16 protein-coding genes are annotated in these 17,640 nt (G+C 69.4%); 5 read left to right on the forward strand and 11 right to left on the reverse strand.

Features of this window, described 5'->3' with window-relative positions; genetic code table 11:
* Complete coding sequence (locus AC07RV_RS21130; protein WP_093344776.1) at positions 1–801, reverse strand: CoA transferase subunit A; 801 nt, start codon at positions 799–801, stop codon at positions 1–3.
* 95 nt (positions 802–896) lie between these two features.
* On the opposite strand from AC07RV_RS21130, the gene AC07RV_RS21135 reads away from it, so the two are divergent.
* From AC07RV_RS21135 to AC07RV_RS21145, 3 genes are all read left to right on the forward strand, one after another.
* The gene (locus AC07RV_RS21135) at positions 897–1,499 is read left to right on the forward strand and encodes a LuxR C-terminal-related transcriptional regulator (RefSeq protein ID WP_296782055.1); all 603 of its coding nucleotides are present in this window, start codon (positions 897–899) and stop codon (positions 1,497–1,499) included.
* A gap of 184 nt (positions 1,500–1,683) precedes the next feature.
* Positions 1,684–1,824 (forward strand): hypothetical protein, encoded by a 141-nt coding sequence (locus AC07RV_RS21140; RefSeq protein ID WP_172705439.1) that lies wholly within the window; start codon positions 1,684–1,686, stop codon positions 1,822–1,824.
* 124 nt (positions 1,825–1,948) lie between these two features.
* Positions 1,949–2,416: an ASCH domain-containing protein gene (locus AC07RV_RS21145; RefSeq protein WP_296782056.1), complete on the forward strand. Its 468-nt coding sequence runs from the start codon at positions 1,949–1,951 to the stop codon at positions 2,414–2,416.
* A gap of 16 nt (positions 2,417–2,432) precedes the next feature.
* Here AC07RV_RS21145 and AC07RV_RS21150 read toward each other — a convergent pair whose 3' ends face one another.
* The 8 genes from AC07RV_RS21150 to AC07RV_RS21185 are packed head-to-tail and all read right to left on the reverse strand — an operon-like array spanning position 2,433 to position 13,738.
* Entirely contained in the window at positions 2,433–3,224 is a 792-nt protein-coding gene (locus AC07RV_RS21150) for a hypothetical protein (protein WP_296782057.1), read from the reverse strand.
* On the reverse strand, positions 3,221–3,955 hold the full coding sequence (locus AC07RV_RS21155) for a phospholipase D-like domain-containing protein (protein WP_208512793.1): 735 nt from the start codon (positions 3,953–3,955) through the stop codon (positions 3,221–3,223). The genes AC07RV_RS21150 and AC07RV_RS21155 overlap by 4 nt, the downstream gene beginning before the upstream one ends.
* Complete coding sequence (locus tag AC07RV_RS21160) at positions 3,952–9,207, reverse strand: DNA repair ATPase (protein WP_296782058.1); 5,256 nt, start codon at positions 9,205–9,207, stop codon at positions 3,952–3,954. The genes AC07RV_RS21155 and AC07RV_RS21160 overlap by 4 nt, the downstream gene beginning before the upstream one ends.
* A gap of 29 nt (positions 9,208–9,236) precedes the next feature.
* Positions 9,237–11,405 (reverse strand): flotillin family protein, encoded by a 2,169-nt coding sequence (locus AC07RV_RS21165; RefSeq protein ID WP_296782059.1) that lies wholly within the window; start codon positions 11,403–11,405, stop codon positions 9,237–9,239.
* A 54-nt stretch (positions 11,406–11,459) separates the two neighbouring features.
* Positions 11,460–12,092, reverse strand: a complete 633-nt coding sequence (locus AC07RV_RS21170; RefSeq protein ID WP_296782060.1) for a ubiquinone biosynthesis protein — start codon at positions 12,090–12,092, stop codon at positions 11,460–11,462.
* Between the two features lie 52 nt (positions 12,093–12,144).
* Entirely contained in the window at positions 12,145–12,585 is a 441-nt protein-coding gene (locus AC07RV_RS21175; RefSeq protein ID WP_296782061.1) for a hypothetical protein, read from the reverse strand.
* Entirely contained in the window at positions 12,582–13,310 is a 729-nt protein-coding gene (locus AC07RV_RS21180) for a PspA/IM30 family protein (RefSeq protein ID WP_296782062.1), read from the reverse strand. Before AC07RV_RS21180 ends, AC07RV_RS21175 begins: the two co-directional genes overlap by 4 nt.
* An 11-nt stretch (positions 13,311–13,321) precedes the next feature.
* Positions 13,322–13,738 (reverse strand): YjfI family protein, encoded by a 417-nt coding sequence (locus AC07RV_RS21185; RefSeq protein ID WP_093344797.1) that lies wholly within the window; start codon positions 13,736–13,738, stop codon positions 13,322–13,324.
* Positions 13,739–13,877: 139 nt separating this feature from the next.
* Between AC07RV_RS21185 and AC07RV_RS21190 the strand changes: the two genes are divergently transcribed.
* Positions 13,878–15,089 carry a hypothetical protein gene (locus AC07RV_RS21190; RefSeq protein WP_296782063.1) on the forward strand — a complete coding sequence of 404 codons (1,212 nt, stop codon included), beginning with the start codon at positions 13,878–13,880 and terminating at the stop codon, positions 15,087–15,089.
* 11 nt (positions 15,090–15,100) lie between these two features.
* On the opposite strand, the gene AC07RV_RS21195 is transcribed toward AC07RV_RS21190, so the two are convergent.
* Positions 15,101–15,310, reverse strand: a complete 210-nt coding sequence (locus AC07RV_RS21195; protein ID WP_093344803.1) for a TOBE domain-containing protein — start codon at positions 15,308–15,310, stop codon at positions 15,101–15,103.
* Between the two features lie 197 nt (positions 15,311–15,507).
* Here AC07RV_RS21195 and AC07RV_RS21200 point away from each other — a divergent pair, with 197 nt between their 5' ends.
* Positions 15,508–16,707 carry an NAD-dependent formate dehydrogenase gene (locus AC07RV_RS21200; RefSeq protein ID WP_296782064.1) on the forward strand — a complete coding sequence of 400 codons (1,200 nt, stop codon included), beginning with the start codon at positions 15,508–15,510 and terminating at the stop codon, positions 16,705–16,707.
* Here AC07RV_RS21200 and AC07RV_RS21205 read toward each other — a convergent pair.
* Complete coding sequence (locus AC07RV_RS21205) at positions 16,697–17,620, reverse strand: LysR family transcriptional regulator (protein WP_296782065.1); 924 nt, start codon at positions 17,618–17,620, stop codon at positions 16,697–16,699. The genes AC07RV_RS21200 and AC07RV_RS21205 overlap by 11 nt on opposite strands.
* Between the last annotated feature and the right edge of the window lie 20 nt (positions 17,621–17,640).

The raw sequence follows: 17,640 nt of genomic DNA on the forward strand, positions 1-17,640 counted from the left end.
TCAGGCTCCTTCTTTCTTGTTGACGACCTTGGCCGGCACTTCGCTGCCGGCGGCGGCCTGGGCGATGGCGGTCTGGGCCTCGACCTTGGCGGCCGCGGCATCGACGCCGGCGCTCACGGTGCGCTTCTCGATGCGCTTCTCTGGCGTGGCGTTGAGCACCAGGCGGTGCACGTAGATGCCCGGCAGGTGGATGTCGTCGGGGGCCAGCTCGCCCACCTCGACGATCTTCTCGACCTCGACGATGCAGATCTTGCCGGCCATCGCGGCCGCGGGATTGAAGTTGCGCGCCGTCAGGCGGAAGCGCAGGTTGCCCGACTTGTCGGCCACGTCGGCCTTGACCAGCGCCACGTCGGGCACCAGCGAATGCTCCATCACGTAGGTCTCGCCGTCGAACTCGCGCAGTTCCTTGCCCTCGGCGACCTGCGTGCCCACGCCGGTCTTGGTGAAGAAGGCCGGGATGCCGGCGCCGCCGGCGCGCAGCTTCTCGGCCAGCGTGCCCTGGGGCGTGAATTCCAGCGCGAGCTCGCCCGCCAGGTACTGGCGTTCGAATTCCTTGTTCTCGCCCACGTAGGAGGCGATCATCTTCTTGATCTGGCGCGTCTCGAGCAGCTTGCCGAGGCCGAAGCCGTCGACGCCCGCGTTGTTCGAGATCACGGTGAGGTTCTGCGCGCCGGAATCCTTGAGCGCCTCGATGAGCGCCTCGGGAATGCCGCACAGGCCGAAGCCGCCGACCGCGAGCATCTGCCCGTCGGCCACGACCCCCTTGAGCGCCGCCTCGGCGGAGGGATAGATCTTGTTCACTCGTGCTCCTTGATTGGCTGTGTCGAGAGTGGGTGGGAAAGCCCTGAACGATACTACGTACCCGCATACGTAGTATTTCGTAATGGTGACCCCCGATGCAGGAGACGACCGATCGCAAGGCTGAGGCGGCAACGCCCGACATCGACTACCGGCTGGCCTTCGAGCATGCCCCGGTCGGGATGGTGGTGTCGCGCCACCGCGCCATCGTGGCCTGCAACCAGCGCGTGTGCGAGATCTTCGGCGCAACGCCCTCCGCGCTGGTGGGGCATTCGTTCAGCATCCTCTACCCCAGCCTCGCCGAGTTCGAGCGCATCGGCAAGCGCATGGAGCCGATCATGAATGCCAGCGGGCACTATGCCGACAACCGCATGATGCGCCGCCTCGGCAACCTGCATGGCGCGATCGCGGGCGAGACCTTCTGGTGCCATGTCACCGGCCATGCGATGAACCGGGCCATCCCGCACGAGTCGGGCATCTGGACCTTCGAGGACCTGGGCTCGCGCCGCGCGGCCAAGGCCCAGCTCACGCCGCGCGAGCGCGAGGTGGCGGCCCAGGTGATGCGCGGCCTGACCTCGAAGGAGATCGGCAAGGCGCTGGGCATCAGCCACCGCACGGTGGAACTGCATCGCGCGCGGCTGATGCGCAAGTACGCGGCGGCCACCACGGCGGAACTGGTGCAGAAGCTGATCGCTGGCTGACCCCTGGCTGACCGCGATGCTCCCGGCACCACGCCCGATCGTTTCGCGCGCGCCGGGTTCCTTTGGATCGTTGCCGAAACGGAAACGCCGTGTCGATGAAAGGCACGAACCATGGTGCTTTCGCAGGACTATCGTTGCAGTCATGCGGACACGGTGTCCGCGTCACTGTTCAAGGAGTCGTCTCATGACCACAGCTCTTCATTCCGAAAAGGCCCTGCTGCAATCGCGCCTGGCCGCGCATGCCCATGTGCTCGCCGTGCACAAGGCACCGGTCGCGCTGACGCTGGCCGCCGTCATCCTGTCGGTGCTCGGCGTGCGCGCCTGACCCTGGCGCCACGCCAGGGCTGAACGAGAGGCGCCGCGCCCCACGCATCGCAGGATGCGCCCACGGCGCCCCTCATTCAGCGCTCATTCTTCGCTATGCTCTGCCCCCTTTGGCAGGCACGCGCATGGCGATCCCCGACGAGATCCTTCCCTTCTGGCAACGCTTCGAGGCCGCCCTCGGCAGCGAGGCCGCTTCGCGCTTCTGCGAAGCCTTCCACTTCGACGACAACGAGGCCGGCGCCACCGAGCTCGCGCAGCTCGTGCTCGAGGGCCGCAAGCGCGGCACGGCCAGCCTCGAATGGTCCTTCGCCGCCACGGGCCGCCCGCGGCCGCGCCCCGGCGACCTCAGCGTGGTGACCGACTGGCACGGCCGGCCCCTGTGCGTGATCGAGACGCGCGCGGTGGTGGTGATGCCCTTCGAGGAGGTCGGCGCGGACTTCGCGGCGATCGAGGCCGAGGGCGACGGTTCGCTGCGCTACTGGCGCGAGGGCCACTGGCAGTACTTCAGCGGCGAGTGCGAGCGCATCGGCCGCACGCCCGACCTGCGCATGCCGGTGCTGTGCGAGACCTTCGAGATGGTCTGGCGCGACTGAGCGCCCCGGCTGTGCTCTACTTCTTCTTCGACGCGATCGAGGCCTTCGCCTTGCCGTCCGCCGACGCGGCCGCCCCGGCTGCTTCAGGCGCCTTGACCCAGCCGCGCAGCATCAGCCCCATCAGCAGGCCGGCCAGGAAGATCGCCCAGTAGACCCAGGCCGGCAGGTTCTCGGCGCCGCTGTGCAGGTTCATGCCGAAGACCGCGCCGATCGCCATCAGCGGAAAGGTCAGCGCGGCGATGGTGTTGAGCTTGTGCTGCGCGCGCGTGGCCTCCAGGGCCGCGCGCGCCTGCGCCTCGGCCGCATGGGCGAGGCGGAAGTCGAGCGACATGCGGGTGTCGGCCAGCAGCAGCTCGAGCCCGCGCGCGATCTCGACCGCGCGGTCGCGCAGGTCGACCAGCAGCGGGTCGTCCTTCACCGCCTCGCGCGCCGCCTGCAAGGTGGCCTGCAGGTTGGCGGCCGCGCGCGACAGCGGGATCAGCGGCCCGAGGATCTGGAACAGGGCCTCAGCATCCGCGGCCGCCTCGTGGCGCTGCTCGAAGGTGGCGAGCGCGGCGCGGTAGCTCTCGAGCAGCTTCGCGAAGGCCCGCTCGCCCGGCGTGCTGCCCTTGTGGAACCAGCCGCCATCGGGCTTGCGCAGGAACACCGAATGACGGCGTTCGCTGCCGCTGCCCGCGGGCGGCTCGTGCAGGATCACGAGCAGGTGGCCGTCCTCGTGCACGATGCGCTGCGCGCCGTAGCTGTCGCGGCCCAGCCGCTGCAGCATGGCGGGCGGCAGCTCCCAGTCGTAGTCGATGCGTCGGCTCATCGGTCTTCCTGCAGTTCGCGCCACAGCGTGTCGAATTCGTCGGCGAAGCGCCGCAGCAAGGTGGCGTCGTTGCTCAGCACCAGGTTCTCCTCGTTGAACTCGCTGGCGCTGCGGGTCCAGTTGTAGCTGCCGTTGAGCAGCCAGGCGCCGTCGAAGATCGCGAACTTGTGGTGCATGTGGGCATCGGTGCGATCGACCGCCACCGGGATGCCCGCGTTGCGCAGCCGGCCCACGTCGCTGCCGAGGTCGTATTCCTTGTCGTTGTCGGTCACCAGCCGCACGCGCAGGCCGCGCCGATGGGCCGCGAGCACCTCGTCGCTGATGCGGTCGTCCGACAGCGTGAAGACGCAGAGGTCGGCGCTGCGGCGCGCGCCGCGCAGCTGCTGGACGATGGCCTGCAGGCAGGCCGTGCCCGGGCTGAAGAACACCTGCGAGCGCGGCGCGGCACCGTCGGCGGTGCCGGGGGAGCGGCCGACGTCGATGGCGCGCACCACGCCCTCGAGCCACTTGAGCAGCCCGAGCTGCTGCGGATCGGCGGTGCGCGCGCGCACCAGGTCGAAGGCCCGGTTGCGCAGCTGGCGCAGGCCGTCCTCGGGCGGCGAGGCCTCGCGCAGCGTGTGCACCAGCACGCGCCGCTCGTCGTCGCTCAGGCGGTGGTCGGCCATGGCGGCATCGAGCTGCGCGAGCAGCACCGGCAGCGCGTCGTGCCGCTCGGAAGGCGAGGTGCTCATTGGTCCTTCTCCGGCTTGCCCGGGGGGCGCTTCGCCGCGGCCTTCGTGCCCTGCATCTCGGCCGCGAGGCGCTCCATGTCGTGGCGGATGGTGCGGTCGAGCTCGAGCCGGCGCTCGGTGGCCGTGACCAGCGGCAGGATCAGCTCGCGGTAGGTCACGGCGATCTGCAGCATGGCCTCGGCCAGGCGCTGGCTCTCGCTCGGCGGCTCCGGCAGCGGCTCGGCCGGCGCCTCGGGCGGCGGCGGCTTGAGCGCATCGACCGCGCGCGCCACGTCGAGCAGGCCGCTGGTGATGCGCTGGCTGGCGTCGGTATCGTCGCCGCCGAGCTTGCGGCGGCGCACGAACTCCTCGCAGATCGCGCTCCAGCGCGCGGCCTCCTCGGCCGTGGGGCTGCCGAGCAGCTGCGCGAGCCGCAGCAGGTTCTCCTCGGCGCCGGTGGTCAGCGTCTGGGCCTCGCCGCGGTAGTGGTCGCGCAGCAGCGCATCGAGCTCGTCGTCGCGCATCAGCGCCGTGACCTTGCCCGCGAGCTTGGTCATGTTGCGGTAGCTGCCCTGCAGCTTGAATGGCGGCGCGGCGCGGTAGTGCTCCTGCTGCGCGGCCGATTCGATGTACGCGAGGTTGACCTTGAGCAGCAGGTCGCGCACGCGGAACAGGCGCTGCAGCAGGCCCTTGATCTCCTCGAGCTCGACCGCGCTGTAGGGATGCGACAGCGCGCTGCTCGGCACCTCCTGGCCCTGCGCCATCTGCACCAGCAGCTGCACGTCCTTCGGGTCGCGCGAGGCCAGCGGCATCAGGGTGGCGTTGGCCGTGAGGCTGTTCTCGATGTAGGACAGCGCGAACGCGGCCTCGCGGCCCGAGAGCACGTCGCCGAGGTTGTAGATGTCGGCCCGGTTGGCGAGCATGTCGGGGATCTTGAACACGTCGCCCGACTCGGTGTAGGGGTTGCCCGCCATCACGATCGCGAAGCGCTTGCCGCGCATGTCGTAGCTGCGCGGCTCGCCGTTCCACACGCCCTCGATGCGGCGCGTGCCGTCGGCCAGCGCGATGAACTTCTGCAGGAACTCGGGGCTGGTGTGCTGGATGTCGTCGAGGTAGAGCATCACGTTGCTGCCCATCGCCAGGCCCAGGTTGAGCTTCTCGAGCTCCTGGCGCGCCGCGCTGTTGGGCGCGCTGGCCGGATCGACGGCCGTGACGCCATGGCCCAGTGCCGGGCAGTTGATGCGCACGAAGATCAGCCCGAGCCGGTCGGCCACGTATTCCATCAGCGTGGTCTTGCCGTAGCCCGGCGGCGAGATCAAGAGCAGCAGGCCCATGCGGTCGGTGCGATTGCCCTCGCCCGCCGCGCCGATCTGCTTGGCGAGGTTGTCGCCCACGATCGGCAGGTAGAGCTCGTCGATCAGGCGGTTGCGAACGAAGGTCGACAGCGGCTTGGCCTGGAACTGACCGAGCTTGAGCCGCGTCTTCTCGTGCGCGAGCAGCTCGTGGCGCAGCACGTGCAGCGCCTGGAAGTCGGGCACCGCGTGCGCGGCATGGAACTGGAAGCGGCGCCAGAAGTCGTTGAGGTTGAGCGTGACGCGGCCCTCGGCCACGCGCGGATGCTCGCCGCGCAGGCCCTCGACCGTGCGGTCGAGCGCCGCGTTGACGCGCACCCGCTGCACCGGGATGGCGAGCACGCTGGCCGCGTCGTCGACCCAGGCCAGCGACTGCGGCGACTGGTGCAGCGCATAGGCGCGCACCCAGTCGCGCGCCAGGCGCCAGCGCTCGGGCGGCGGCGCGCTGTCGAGGTCGTGCTGCCAGGCCTCGCGCCGGCCGCCGCGCTCGAGCTCGCGCAGCAGCGCGGCCGCGAGGTCTTCGCCCGCGCCCGACACCACCCAGTGCTCGCCGCCCTGCGCGCTCGCGAGCTCGCGCACCAGGTAGGCGCCGGCGCGGCCGCAGAGCGTGGTGACCTCGTCCTGGTGCGCCTCGAGCGCCGCGTCGTCGGCGGCGGGCTCGGGCAGCGGCAGCAGGTCGGGCAGGAACTCCTGCGCGAAGTGGCGCAGCACGCGCGCCATGTCGGCCTCGAGCTGCGCCAGCGCATCGCGCCGGCCGAACAGCTCCTGCATCTGCAGCGCGGCGCGCGCGCGCCGCTGCATCGATTCGCGCATCGCCACCAGGTGGCCGTGCTGCCAGTAGAGCAAGGCCAGCGCGCGCTCGGTCGGGCCCCAGGCCAGCAGGCCGGCCTCGTCCTGCATCGGCACCAGCGCGGCCAGGAGGCGCAGCGCGTCCTCGTCGTGCACGCCCTTCTGGTAGCCCTCCTGGTAGCGCGGCGCGGCGAAGCGGCGCACCAGCTCCAGCAGCTCGGGATGCAGCGGGTTCTCGGCCAGCAGCGCCAGCAGCTCGGCCCAGTTGCGCTCGGCCCGGCCCTGGAGCAGCGCCTCGAGCAGGCAGCCGGCCAGGTACTCGGCGCGCGACAGCGCGGGCGTCTCGGACACCAGCGCCTGGTTCCAGTAGCGCCGCAGCGGCAGCAGGCGCTCGTCGTTGACCGGGCTCAGGTAGTCGGTGCCCGTGACCTGGTAGGCCAGGCCCTCGCCATGCGCCACCAGCGTGAGGTCGATCGGCTGCCGGTGCACGGTGAAGGCATGGCGGCCCAGCCGCAGCGTGTCGCCGCCCTCGCTCACCAGCTCGCGCTTGTCGCGCACCGCGCGCAGCGCCTGGTCGCGCGCGGTCTTCAGCCGCGTGTCGAGCTCGTCGGCCGGCACCGCCGAACCGAGCGCGCGCAGGTCGGCGATCAGCGCATGCAGCTTGGCGATCATCGGATCGGCCGCGAAGTAGCTGTGGACCTGGCCCAGTTCGCCGAACTGCGCCACGCGGCGCGCGATGCCGTCGAGGATGCGGCCGGCCGCGTCGATCACGCCCTTGGCGCGCCGCTGGCGTCCCTCGACCAATGTCTGGCGCCGCGCCGACAGCGCCTCGTAGACCGACTCGCGCTTCTCGGCGATATCGGCCAGGAAATCCTCCTGCTCGGCGAAACGGCCCTCGATCTCCTCGAGCTGGGCCAGCAGGCGCGTGAGCGCGTCGTCGCACTTCTCGGGCGTGTCGGCGAACTCGAGCGCGTTCTCCACCGCCTGGCCGAACAGCTTGAACTGGGCGCCGAACTCGGCGCGCGCCTCGTTCGCGCCCAGCGACTTGCGGCGCGAGCGCGCGTCGGCGCGCATGCGGTTGATGTCGGCGTAGATCAGCGAGATGCGGTCGAGGATCGAGGTGCGCACCACCGCGTCGCCGCCCGGCAGGCTGCCGAGCTGCTCGGTCAGCAGGTCGAGGCCCGCGGCCTGCTCGTCGAGCGTGGCGAGCAGCTTGCCGAGCGCCGGCGAGGTGCCGAGCTGCGGCAGCTCGAGCGCGAGCTTGTCGAGCGCCTGGCGCTGGCCGTCGAAGGCGGTGTCGGCCGCCAGGAACTGCATCGCGCGCTCGCCGATGCGCTGCTGCTCGGTCTCGAGCGCGGCGTCCATCGCGGCGATGCGCGGCAGGTCGGCGTAGCGCAGCTCCTTGAGCATCTGCAGCTGGCCGCGGCGCTCGCGCAGCCGCGCCAGCGCCTTGACGAAGTCGTCGGGCGCGCGCCACAAGGTGCTGGCGATGTCGACCAGCAGCGCATGCTGCTCGGCCTCGGCCTGCGCCAGCGCGCGCGCCGTTTCGCGCCGGATGGTGTCGACCTTCTCGAACTCGGCCAGCGTGCCGCGCGCCACCTCGGCGATGCTGCGCAGCTCGCCCGAGAGGTTGTCGGTCTCGGGCGAGTCGAGCCAGAAGTAGGCATCGCTCACGCGCGTGCACTGGCGGATCAGGTCCTCGTAGGCGGCGCGCGTGGGCGCCTGCTCGCGCACCGCGCGCGCGATGCCCATCAGGTCGGACACGCCGCGCACCAGCTCGGCATTGCCGATCTTGCCGAAGAAGCCGGTGGCCGGCGGCTGGGCACCGGCATGCTCCTCGCTCGCGAACGGCGTCTGCCACAGCTGCATCGGGTGCACGCGGGTCGGCTCGTTCTCGTCGCCGTTGAACACCAGGATGCGCCCGTCGGCGAAACGCGCATAGCCGTTGGCGACGATCGGCGTGGCCAGCGTCTTGTCGATCAGGTTGTAGTTGAACAGCGCGTAGCGCCCGGGCTTGGGGTCGTAGAAGACATAGGCCACGTCCTCGCCGTTGGGCGAGCGCAGCATGCGCTTGAAGCGCAGGCTGCCCACCATGTCGGCCGGCAGGTCGAAGCGCTTGTGCTCGCCCGACTGCAGGTAGTAGCCGCCCGGGAAGATGATGCCGTGGTCCTCGGGCAGCTGCACGCACGAGCCGCCGATGGCATCGATGCGCTCGACCTGCTGCGTGCGGATGTTGAACACCAGGTAGCGCGTGACCTGCTCGCGGTAGGGCTTCACGCGCAGCAGGATCAGCATGCCGAGCTTGGCCCAGGCGATCTCGGCGTCGGTCAGCGACTGGCTGCGGTCCTCCACCGGCTCGTTGTAGATGCCCAGCCCGGTCTCGGTGTTGTTCTCGACCTTGATCGTGAGGTCGCCGCCCAGCGTCTCGACGAACACGGTGTCGAGCACGTTCACATGCGGATGCTTGCCGCCCACGTGGTCCTCGCGCGTGGCGACGGTCCATTCGAAGTCGTGGCTGGCCGGCAGTGCGATGTCGCGCTCGCCGCGGTTGTCGATGTAGTGGATGCCGCCGTCGCGCTCGATGGCCCAGCGGAACACGCGCACGTCGTGCAGCTGCTGGCCGATCTGGAACGCGGCCAGCAGCTTGTCCTGCGTCACGCGCAGCTGCAGCAGCGTGGCCTGCTTGTAGTAGGCGTAGAGCTCGCGGAAGTCGGAGGCGAAGCGCGCGTCCTCGAGGAAGGTGCCGGCGATCGGCACCGGCTGCAGCTCGTCGGCATCGGGCGCGCCGAGCTGCGCCATGCGGTAGAGGCCGAACACGTCGCCGACGGCGGTTTCCTTGCGCAGGCCGATGAAGACGTTGTAGCCGAACAGCAGCAGGTCGCCGATGCGCACGATGTCGCGCGCCACGGCGTTGTTCTCGGTGCGCGCGCGGGTGCGCAGCACCAGCGACTGCTCGGAGCGGCCGAACTCGGCCAGCCGCTTCTCGTTGAGCGCGCGCGCCTTCTTCAGCAGGCCTTCGCCCTGGGTCTCGAGGCGCTTCTTCAGCAGGTCGTAGCTGCCGCTGCCCGAGACCAGGGCCTCGGTCGCATCGGCCGCGGCACCGGGCGGATGGCCCGGTTGGTTGGTGTCCATGGGTGGGTGCCGTGCGGGTCAGCCCGCGCTCAGTTGCGGAAGGTGGAGATCAGGTTGTGCAGCGCCGATTTCTGGGTCTCGCTGCCCTCGGTGGCGATCTTGTTGACGAGCGCCGCCACGCTGAGGTTCTGGATCTCGCCCGAGGACGAGCCGAGCGCGCCCACGATGTCGCGCAGGTCCTGCACCACGTCGCGGTTGCCCGAGAGCTGGTCCTTGAACGCGACCTGGATCGCGTTGCTCTTGGAGATCACGCCATCGATGCCCTTGCCCACCGAGAGCGAGCGCACGAAGCTGTCGAAGTAGTCGCCCTGCCCACCCACGATGTCGATCTTGGCGTTCGACAGCGCGGTGCCCAGCACCTCGGCCTGCTCCTTGGCGATGGCCGTCTGGGCCTCGATGCCCTTGAGGGTCTCGATGTGCGACTTCTCGAGGCGCATGCGGAATTCCTCGTGGTCGCGGGTCTCGGGGCTCATGGACTTCATGGCCTCGAACTTCTCGTGCAGGCCCTTGGCCTCGGCACCGAAGCGCGCCTCGATCACCTGCGCATCGGCCTGGCCCGACTTGAGCGTGGCCTCGGCGTCGGCCGTGCGCACGTTGACCTCGGCCAGGCCGAGCTTTTCCTTGCCCGTGGCCTCGGCCTCGAACTTGGCGCGCATGCCCGCGGCCTCGGCCTGCGAGCGCGCCTCGATCACCTGCGCGTCGGCCTGGCCGGCCTTGAGGATCGCATCGGCGTCGGCGGCTCGCACGTGCACGTCGGCCAAGCCGATCTTCTCCTTGCCCGTGGCCTCGGCCTCGAAGCTCGCGAGCTTGGCCTGGGCGGTGGCGATCTGCACCTTGGCGGCCGCGAGGCCCGGCGCGGCCGAGATGGCCTCCACGCCCTCGGCCTCGCGCTTCTTCGACTCGGCGTCGCGCTCGGCCACCTTGAGCTTGGCATCGGCCAGCGTCAGTTCCTCGGCCGCCTTGTGGCGTGCGCGCTTCTCCTGCGTCTCGGCCGCCTTCACGTCGAGCACCATCTTCTCGTCGGCCTGGCCCTCGGCCATGATCACCACCGACTTCTTGGTGCGCTCGGCCTCGGCCACCACGCGCAGCTCCTTGATCGCCTCTTCCTGCTCGGCCACGGTGCGCTCGACCACGATGCGCTCGCGGATCACGTCGGCGATGGCCTTTTTCTGCACTTCGACGGCCTTGTCCTTCTCGATGCGCTGCAGCGTCACTTCCTTCTCGCGGTCGACGATCTCGAGATCGCGGGCGCGCGTGACCTTTTCTTCCTCGATCGCCACCGCGCGCTTGCGGTTGTTCTCGGCCACTTCCTTCTCGCGCTGCACGTTCTCCTGCTGCACGGCCACGGTCTGCTCCGAGAGCAGGCGCGCGCTCTCGGACTTGGTGCGCTCCTCGGCCTGGATCTTCAGCGTCTCGGCTTCCTCGCGGGCGCGCACGCTGGCGATCTCGCGGTGCTGGCGCGAGGTGGCGTCGGCCTGCTGGCGCTCGAGCTCGAGCAGCGCTTCCTGCGTCTCGACGTTCTTCTTCTTGATCTGCATTTCCTCGTTGCGGCGCAGCTCGTTGGTGCGCACGTGCTCGACCGCCGTCAGCTCGGTGATCTTCTTGATGCCCTGCGCATCGAGGATGTTGTTGGCATCGAGCTCCGACAGCGGCGTCTGCTCGAGGAAGTCGATCGCCGCGTCTTCGAGCACGTAGCCCGAGAGGTCGTTGCCGATCTGGCTCACGATCTGGTCGCGGAAGTTGTCGCGCGCCTGGTAGAGATCGACGAAGTCCATCGACTTGCCCACGGTCTTGAGCGCCTCGGAGAACTTGGCCGAGAACAGCTCCTCGAGCGTCTCGTGGTTCGAGGCGCGCGCGCAGCCGATGCCCTGCGCCACCTTGAGCACGTCGTCGGCCGTCTTGTTGACGCGCACGAAGAACTTCACCTTGATGTCGGCGCGGATGTTGTCGCGGCAGATCAGGCCCTCGTTGGCCGAACGGTCGATCTCGATCGTCTTGACCGAGATGTCCATCAGCTCGGCCTTGTGGATGATCGGGTAGACCATGCGGCCAGTGAAGGTGACCTCGGGTTCCGCGCGCAGCGTGTTCACGATCAGCGCGTGGCCCTGTTCGATCTTGCGATAGAACTTGGCGAACATCGCGAACAGGCCGAGGATGACAATGGCCAGCACGGCGACGGCAATGAGGATGGGCTCCATCTTTTTTCTCCAGTACTTGAAGCGGAAAACAGGGGATCGGGCGGGGCGCCGCGCTCAGGACGCGAGGTCGTCGTGCGCGGCGATGAGGTAGCGCGCGGCCACCTCGTCGTATTCGAGGATCAGCGCGATCGAGCCGCGCTTCAGGGTGTTGGGCACCGGTGCCCAGACGCGGATGTTGAGGCTCGCGCCGCGGCGCGCCACTTCGGCGCGGCCGTCCTTCTCGTTGACCACGCCGGTGACGACCTTGCAGGTCTGGCCGACCAGTGCCGCGTTGCTCACGGCCGTGTGGCTCACGAACAGGCCGCGCAGCGGACGGATCGCCACCGCCGTGACGGGGATCGCCACCACGGCGCTCGCCACCAGCAGCGCGGTGCCCGCGACCAGCTTGAGCAGCGTGGTCGGCACCAGCGGCAGCAGCCATTCGCCGCCGAGGCACGACACCACCCAGGCCACCAGCACCAGCAGGCTCACCGCGACCGAGAACGGCACGCCGTTGAGGCCCATGGCCACCACGTAGCTCGCGAGGTCGCCGACGTCCTCGGCATCGCCGTCGGCGTGCGCGAGGTCGACGTCGATGCCGTGGTGCTCGATGTCGACCAGGCCCAGCATCGCCAGCACCCAGTAGACCAGCACGACGCCCAGCAGCACCGTGTAGATCGCGGTCGGGTAGCCCGTGACCGCTTCCATGAAATTGCCCATCGATCCTCCCCCGGGCCAGCCGGTGGTCTCTGCGTTGTTGTTATCGCCGCGCCGGCTTGCCGGTGCGGGCGCTCTGCTTCACGCCTTCGGGAGCGCTCTTGGCGGCGCTCTTCGCAGTGCTCTTCATCGCGTTCTTCGTCGTGCTCTTCGCCGCGGCCTTCCCACCGCCCGCGAATGCGATCAGGTCGCGCGTCGCCCGTTCCTTGATGGCGAGCCGGTCGTCGGCCGCCAGTCCGTAGCGCGCCGCCAGGAACTCGTAGTCTGCCGCACCGAGCGACACCGTGAGCCGCGGGCGCTTGGGGCCCGCGGTGGTCGTGAGGCCCAGCACCTGCCGGATCTGGTCGGAGGTCGACACGTGCCGGTCGAACGCCGCCTTGCGCACCGCCTCGAGCACCGCCTCCTCGACGTCGAAGGCCACCTGCACCGCGCGAATGGCGTCGTCCGAGCCCTGCCAGCGTGCCGGCTTGGCCCGCACGGTCATTGCGCGCCGGACTCCGGCGTGCCGCCGCCGGCCGCGCCGGCCTGGCGCGCGCGGATGCGGTCCATGACCTTGCCGGTGCGGTTGGCATCGCTGCCGATGCCGGCCGCCGCGAGCTTCTTCTCGAGCGCGGCGTGGCCCAGCTCGTTCTCGAGCGACTCGCTGGCCGTCATGCGGTCGGACAGGTCCTCGTGGCGCTTGCGGATGCGCTCGAGCGATTCGCGCGCATTGGCCAGCCGCGAGCCGCCGCTGCCGATGTTCTCGGAGATCGACTGCGTGGCGCGGTAGACGCTCTCGGTGGTCTTGGCGATGCCGATCTCGCGCTCGTGCTCGCGGATGCGCGCCTCGGCCGAGCGGATCAGCTCCTTGAGCTTGCTCACCTGCAGCGCATACGAGGCATGGGCCTTGGCCTGCTCCTCGAGCTCCTGCTCGATGGTGCCGATGCGCGCGGCCACGTCGAGCGCCAGCCCTTCCTGCGTCTTGTTGAGCGCCTCGAGCGCGAGGCCCTCGTAGCGCGCTACCTCGTTCTTGAGGCGCTCGATCTCGCGGGCCGACTGCATCTCCTTGGCCATGACGCCCGTGAGGTCGCCCTTGGCCTTCTCGATGCTGTGCTTGGCGTCGATGATTTCCTGTTCGTAGATGCGGGTCGCGTTGCTGTCGACCACGCTCTCGCCGATCTCGCGTGCGCTGCCGCGCAGCAGGGTGACCAGTTTCTTGATGACCGTCATGATGACCTCGCTTAGTTCAGGAATTCGGACAACGCATCGAGTGCATCGAGCGCGTTGTCGCTGAGCACCGCGACTTCGCGCGCGATGTCCTCGACGCGCGCATCGCGCCCGAGCGCACCGGTGAGCACGTAGCGGCCGTCGACGCGTCCGAAGGACGACAACGGCACGGAGGGATTGAGGTCGAGCAGGGACTCCAGCAGCTCGGTGCGCCGCTCGGCTTTGACGTCGGCCTCGGTCCACAGGTAACAGATGCAGATGATCTGCATGTCGGAACTCGTCACGAAGATCGGGAGCTCGTCGCGGCCCTCGATGCTCACCTGGATCACGGGCGTCTGGCCCGGGATCGGCTGCAGCTGCACCGTCACGCCGCCCATCGCGGCCCCCGCCAGAACGTCCAGACCCTCGAGTTGATTCAGCAGCGTTTGCATACCCCTCCTGGTGATTGAGTGACGTGAAGGCGCTCTTGCCTCGGTGGGTTCACTATAGGGCCGCCGACATAACATGTCAAAAAATCTTTTGGCCCATGACCATGACTTTGGGCACTGGCGCGCTCCCTAGAATTCGACGATGGACACCCTCCTCCTCGTCGCGACCCTCGCCTCGCTGCTCGCGCTCAACGCGTGGATCACGCGGCGCATCCGGGCCATCGATGAGACCGCGCTGCGCCGGAATCTGCTGATCGCGATGGCCTGGCTCGTTCCCTTCATGGGTGCGCTGATCGCATGGACCCACTTGCCGAGATTGCCGCGAGGCGCGGGAAAGGACGCGGACGATGCCGCGCTGCCCCACGGCTTCGTCGCCGAAGCGGCACCGGCCGAGCTTGCCGTCGGCGCTGCGCCGGCGTTCTCCCTGTCCGCGAACATGGACACGACGCAGGGTCTTCCGCTGCTGGATTGGCAAGCGCTCGAAGCCTGGGCCTCCTCGCAGGACGATCCCGGCCTTCGACGCGAAGCGCTCGCGCGGGGACGGCGCGCATGGCTGCTGCATCTGCGGGATGCCCTGGGCCCCCACTTCCATCTGTACGAATCGGAACAGGCCTGGGTGCTGTCCTCGCTCGAGCCCGTGGTCGCGGCGGCCACGGCGGCCTATGTGGTCGCCACGCGCAAGCGGATCCAGCAGGTCCTGGCCGGCATCGCCCTGTTCGAAGCCGGCGACAGGAGCATCCTGCTGGTCGTGGACGACGAGGAGAGCTACTACGGCTACGTTTCGGGCTACTACCCGGAGCAAGGCGAATTCGCCTTCAGCGGCGGCATGTTCATCGACGCGGGCTGCCCGCACTTTCTCGCGAAGCGGGCCGACCTCTCGGCCATCGAGCCCGTGATCGCGCATGAGATGACGCACAACGCCCTGTCGCACCTGGACCTGCCCCGATGGCTCGACGAAGGCCTCGCGGTCAACACCGAGCGCCGGCTCGCGGGCGCCGGCCCCGCGATGCACACGCCGCAGGAATTGCGGCGCAAGCATCTCGCGTTCTGGGGCGAGGCGCAGATCCAGCAGTTCTGGTCGGGCGAATCCTTCTTCCGGACCGACGACGGCAACCTGCTGTCGTACGAACTCGCCCGCATCCTGGTCGAGCAGCTGGCCCGGGACTGGAACGCCTTCGCGCGCTTCGCCTCGAGCGCGCGTCGCGAAGACGGCGGTGCCGAGGCGGCGCTCGAGGTCTTCGATGCGGACCTCGGGGCACTGGCGTGCGCCCTGCTCGAGCGGCAACCCGATCGCCAATGGTCACCGGCGCCCGCGGCCTGGTTCGCCGCGGCGCAGGCAGCCGCGCCCGCCTGACGCGCCGCGCCTCAGTCGGTGCCCACCATCACGCTCGAGGCCTTGATCACGGCATAGGCCGTCTGGCCTTCCACCAGCTTGAGCGAATCGGCCGAGTTGCTGGTGATGGTCGAGACGACCTGGACGCCGGGCGCGATCTCGAGCGTGACCTCGGTGCTGACGGGGCCGCGGACGATGGAAATGACCTTGCCCGAAAGGACGTTGCGTGCGCTGATCTTCATGGGTGCTCCTGGTTGGATGTGAAAGCCCTCGACGGTCGCGATGCGCGCCGCCGAAGCGCGGGGGCATGGTAGCGCGCAGTTCTTTCGATAAGCCTCGCCTATCGCCGCATCGGATCAAACGATTGGCGCCGCCATGCCGTTCGCGAAACCATCTCTCCCGTGCAGCGATGTGCTGCCGCATCAACCAGGAGATGACTTTGGCCAAGATTGTTTGCGTGCTCTACGACGACCCCGTGACGGGCTATCCCACCACCTATGCCCGCGACGACCTGCCGCACCTGGAGCGCTATCCCGACGGGCAGACCCTGCCCACGCCGCGGCGCATCGACTTCCAGCCCGGCACCCTGCTGGGCAGCGTCTCGGGCGAGCTGGGCCTGCGCAAGTACCTCGAGGCCAACGGCCATCAGCTCGTGGTCACCTCGAGCAAGGACGGCGAAGGAAGCGTGCTCGACCGCGAGCTGCACGACGCCGAGATCGTGATCTCGCAGCCCTTCTGGCCCGCCTACATGACGGCCGAGCGCATCGCCAAGGCGCCCAAGCTCAAGATGATCGTGACCGCGGGCATCGGCTCGGACCACACCGACCTGCAGGCCGCCATCGACCGCGGCATCACGGTCGCCGAGGTCACCTACTGCAACAGCAACAGCGTGGCCGAGCACGTGGTGATGATGACGCTGGGCCTGGTGCGCAACTACATCCCCTCGTACAACTGGGTGGTGAAAGGCGGCTGGAACATCGCCGACTGCGTGGCGCGCTCCTATGACCTCGAGGGCATGCAGGTGGGCACGGTGGCCGCCGGGCGCATCGGGCTGCGCGTGCTGCGGCTGCTGCGGCCCTTCGACGTGAAGCTGCACTACCTCGACCGCCATCGCCTGCCGGAGTCGGTCGAGAAGGAGCTCAACCTCACGCACCACACCAGCCTCGAGAGCCTGACCCAGGTCTGCGACGTGGTGACGCTGAACTGCCCGCTGCATCCCGAGACCGAGCACATGATCAATGCCGACAGCCTGAAGAAGTTCAAGCGCGGCGCCTACCTGATCAACACGGCGCGCGGCAAGCTGTGCGACCGCGACGCGATCGCCTCGGCGCTCGAGAGCGGCCAGCTCGCGGGCTATGCGGGCGACGTGTGGTTCCCGCAGCCGGCGCCGGCCGACCATCCGTGGCGCACGATGCCGCACCACGGCATGACGCCGCACATCTCGGGCACCAGCCTGTCGGCGCAGTCGCGCTATGCGGCCGGCACGCGCGAGATCCTCGAGTGCTACTTCGAGAACCGGCCGATCCGCAACGAGTACCTGATCGTGCAGGGCGGCCAGCTCGCGGGCGTGGGCGCGCATTCGTACAGCGCGGGCAATGCCACCGGCGGTTCGGAAGAGGCCGCGCGCTTCAGGAAGTAAGGGGCGCGCCGAGCAGCCCGTCGACCCAGCCCTGCAAGTCGAGGTCGCGGAAGCTACGCAGCGCGGCATCGAGCACCGGCGCGTGCGGCTGCTGCGCCAGCACCACCAGGCCGATGTCGCGCTGCAGCTGCGGCGACATCGGCCGCCAGCGCAACTGCTCGGCGCCCTCGGCCAGGCACAGCACGCTGTGCGGCAGGATGCCGTAGAGGCCGGCCTGGCGCACATGCGCGTAGAGCACCGTCATCGAGTCGGTCTCGACCTGCGGCACGGCCTTCACGCCGGCGGCGGCGAAGGCCGCGTCCATGCCGCGGCGGCACTGCATGTTGGTGGTGAACAGGCACAGCGGCAGGCTCGCGGCATCCGACCACGACATCGAGGCCGCACCCTCGAACATGGCCTCGTCGGCCGCCACCAGCACATAGCGCTCGCGAAACACCGGCAAGGTCTGGAAGGCGCCGAGCCGGTCGTCGTCGAGGTAGCTCAGGCCGATGTCGAGCTCGAAGTCGGCGATCTTGCGCAGGATCTCGGCGGCCGACAGCGTGTAGACCTCGTGCTTGAGGCGCGGATGCCGGCGCAGGCAGTCCTGCGTGAGCCGCGGCACCAGCGGCAGCGAGGCCGGGATCGCACCCATGCGCAGCACGCCCACGGGGTCGTTGCCGCCGGCGCGCGCGCCCTGCCGCAGGCCCTCGCAGTCGGCCAGTACGCGGCGCGCCCAGGCCAGCACGCGCTCGCCGTCGGCCGTGAAGCCCTCGAAGCGCCGGCCGCGCTGCACGATGACCACGCCGAGTTCTTCCTCGATGCTGCGGATGGCCCCCGAGAGCGCGGGCTGCGAAACGTTGCAGGCGGCGGCGGCACGGCCGAAGTGCTGTTCGCGCGCGAGCGCGACGACGTAGTTCAGCTGGCGGATGAACATCGGGGCGAGGCGCGCGCCCG

The organism is Variovorax sp. GW821-FHT09B01 (assembly GCF_059418345.1).